Raw genomic sequence first — 3,088 nt, 5'->3', positions numbered from 1 at the left:
TCAATAAGCGAAGTTTCCTTTTCAGGAACAGGGTCTTTTTTGGCAATTTTATGGTCGCCTTTGCTCAATATTATCTCTGTACTTACGGGTTGAGTTTTTGAAATTGTGTACTTTTTATCTGCTTCAACAAGCAAATAATATTCGTGTTCAGAGCCATCAAACATACTTTTGCCAGCTTTTGTCATCATATCTGGCGATAGCATTATTGTTTGCTAATACAATTTTATATTTTTTGTGCCTATTCCAACTTTTCGCTCTAGCCCTCGTATCAAAAGCTTTTTTTCTATCTCGCAACAGGAGCTTCCTTTGGTCGCTCTGTTGCTCCAAGAAAAAATAGCTTTTAATTTCTCGGGGCTGCCGCTGCAATTTGGGGCAATCGCCGTAATATTTTACATTTAATTCATTTCAAAGAACAAAACGGCTTGTGAGCCGTTTTTTTAATAAGAATACTATAAGCCTTAATGACATTATATTGTATGAAATTATCTAAATATAAATTATACTCATATTTTTACAATATTACCATCTTTTTTTATTTGCAATGTTTTGGTTACGCTTTTTGAATTATTGTTAATATCAATTTTGTACATATTGACTGAAAGATCTCTATTGATTATAAAAGTGTTATTATTATCTGATTCATAACCAATTATTTCATTTGATAAAACCTTACTATCTTTTATATTGACTAAAATTTGAGTGATCGAATCTCCATCAGTTTCTATAACATAAGTTTCAAAGGGTAAGTTTCCGTTATCAATTAAAAAAATTCTAGCCGGAAATTCATTTACTTGATCATTAATAATTTTTGCGATTTCAGATAATTCATCCGAGCTGTAAACTTCGTAACCACTTTTATCCTTTACATTATTATATTTGTCAAAATCAAATGGTAAGCTATTTCTTTTATTTGTAGCTACTTCTTTTACTTCAGATGCCTCTTTTTTCTTTTTAAGTAAACATTTTGTTGGGGCATAAAATTCAGAACTAGGTTTTTTTGTAATTGTCCATTGAAAAGTGTCATCATCTAATAACATCAATTCAACATTCCCTTTCATTTTTTTATTATCAAAAAAACTATAAAATGTTGCCTCAATTTTGTTTCCATTTATTACACCTTTGACATTAAATTCTTCGTCATTTGAACAATCTATTCTATTCCCTTTTTGAGCAATTGCACAATATTGAGCTATAAATTCATTACTATTTGTTTTTTGAACGGATAATGTAAACACCAAGTCTGGCAAATCATCGTTGTTGGGATTATACACAAATTCCCATTCGCCATCTAAGGAAATATTTTCTTTTATTTTAACTTCTTCTTTGGGATTGCTAATCGTATCTACTTCTTTACTAAGAACTTTATCATTTGTTTCGTTGTTTTTACAACTAGTTAGTGTAAAAAATATAATTAAATATTTTAATAATGTTATTTTCATAATTTTATTGGATTATGGTTTAAAATTTAAGCAATCATCAACTCTATTGTGCCATCCTTTTAGGAAAACGTCTTGTGTGTTCTTTTTACCCTTTGTAAAAGTTAAATCAGTATAATATTCTTTTCTAATTTCACCTAATCTTTTTAACAATTTATCTTGATCCTGTATATTGTTGATAGCGGTGATAGTTTGATTTCCAATTCCACCATCAATACTTACCTCTTTTTCAAACTCATTAACCAACAATTTTTGAACTTGTTTAATTGCACCTCCGGATGTTATTGTCCAATCATAAATCATTAAACTTACCTTTTCGTCAGTAATTTTGCAGAAACCCTTTGGTTCCCAATATCTTTTCCAATAAATTTTAGTAGCATCATCATCTGTAATTGTTTTTAAATTATCTAAAGTTGGTTCTTTGTTAACATCCGACATTGCAAATTTATTCCATGTTGCCTGCGTTATTCCTTTGTTAGTAGGTCCTCCTTTATCGCTTGGGTGATTAACATAACCACCTTCATGATTTAAAATAATTTGAGCAACTTTTTTAAATTTATCTTCACATGTAGTTGCAGACTTAGTTGTTGGAGAGCTATTAACAGATGCTTTTGATGGCATACACATGCAAGTTTTTGCAAATCCTGCATTTTTTGCTAATTTAATAATACTTTCATCGTTTAAATCAGTTGAATTTTTACAGAAATATTTATCTTCAAGATATTTACTTTCAAACTGTCTCACATCAATATGTAGCCAACTAAACGTATGATCATACCTTAAAGATCCATCAGGATAATATAATAAATCAATAGGTTCAGTTGAAAAAAGATTTTCTCCTGACCAGTTCTTTTGAGCACCAAGATATTTTATGTAAAAACTATCTCTAATGTCTTCCAATGCTTTTAGATTTTTTTTAACAGCATATCTAATTTCCCAATCACCTTTACTAAATTGTATATCTATAGCTTTACCTTGATGATTTGTTGTTTTATAATTTTTAAAACGACATCTATATCCCGAAGTTATATGATCCATGGTGTAAACAGTCTGCTCACTAAAATAAAACTGCAATGCTTTTATTCCAAATAATAATGAACGATGGATTCCTGGATATTCATAATTATGATTAGCTTCGTTATTAGGAGTGGCTTTATAAGTATCTTTACCAGTATGATCTCCAAATCCATTACAACTATTTAATTCCTTAATTTTTCTAAGTTTACTGCTGGTTTGTTTCCCTTTTGTATCACAACTACATTTCAATTGTCCCCAAAGTGTAGCTGATATATCAAACTTACTTGAAAAATCATCAATCGCCTTCAACACATTCCCACAAACCTTCCCAGTTTCCTCCACTTTCATATAATCTTTCTGAAACTGCTTCACCATTTTTTCAGTACGATCAGTAAATTCATCAGTAGGTACATTCCCACCAAAACCTGCCAATCGTATGTTGATTTCTCGAATTAATTCGCTTGGCGGATCCTTTTTTTTAATACAATATTTCTGTTCACAAGATGGTATTATCTCATCAGGAGTAACCATATCGACTACCGCATTAGTAATTCCCTCTACTGTTATTTTATCCCAGCCTGTAGCATTTTTTATTTTTACAATAGCTTGGTCAATAAGCGAAGTTTCCTTTTCAG

General features: G+C 30.2%; 3 protein-coding genes. All 3 read right to left on the bottom strand.

Annotation, left to right across the window (positions count from 1 at the left end):
• On the bottom strand, positions 1-203 hold a 203-nt coding region (locus RMN92_RS09390), incomplete at its 3' end, for a hypothetical protein (protein ID WP_309609199.1).
• Positions 204-503: 300 nt separating this feature from the next.
• Positions 504-1,439 (bottom strand): hypothetical protein, encoded by a 936-nt coding sequence (locus RMN92_RS09385; protein ID WP_309609198.1) that lies wholly within the window; start codon positions 1,437-1,439, stop codon positions 504-506.
• A gap of 12 nt (positions 1,440-1,451) precedes the next feature.
• Positions 1,452-3,088: glycosyl hydrolase 108 family protein (locus RMN92_RS09380; RefSeq protein WP_309609197.1), on the bottom strand; the 1,637-nt coding region annotated here is incomplete at its 5' end.

The organism is Flavobacterium sp., from assembly GCF_031363805.1.
In the GTDB taxonomy this organism is placed as follows: Bacteria; Bacteroidota; Bacteroidia; order Flavobacteriales; family Flavobacteriaceae; genus Flavobacterium.
This window is presented reverse-complemented; position numbering and strand designations above follow the sequence as displayed.